The organism is Proteus myxofaciens ATCC 19692 (assembly GCF_001654855.1).
GTDB classification, from domain to species: domain Bacteria; phylum Pseudomonadota; class Gammaproteobacteria; order Enterobacterales; family Enterobacteriaceae; genus Proteus; species Proteus myxofaciens.
Map to the genome: position 1 here is coordinate 1 of NZ_LXEN01000224.1, position 333 is coordinate 333.

Genomic DNA, 333 nt, shown 5'->3' on the forward strand with positions numbered 1-333 from the left:
AGCTACTGCATTGTCTTGTTGAGCTTGCTTTTTGGCTTTCACTCTAGCAATAGCGGCGGCTACAGCTGCTTTACGAGGATCAACCTCAGCTTCAGTTGCTGTATCGACATTTTGAATTGTAGCTACTGCATCGTCTTGTTGAGCTTGTTTTTTGGCTTTCACTCTAGCAATAGCAGCGGCTACGGCTGCTTTACGGGGATCAACTTCAGCTTCAGTTGCTGTATCGACATCTTGAGTTGTGGCTACTGCATTGTCTTGTTGAGCTTGCTTTTTGGCTTTCACTCTAGCAATAGCAGCGGCTACGGCATCTTTACGAGGATCAACTTCAGCTTC

The 333-nt window shown here is 46.2% G+C and carries 1 pseudogene; it reads right to left on the reverse strand.

Going from position 1 to position 333, the window contains the following annotated elements:
- Window positions 1-333: pseudogene (locus M983_RS17705) on the reverse strand (electron transport complex subunit RsxC); the annotation flags it as partial.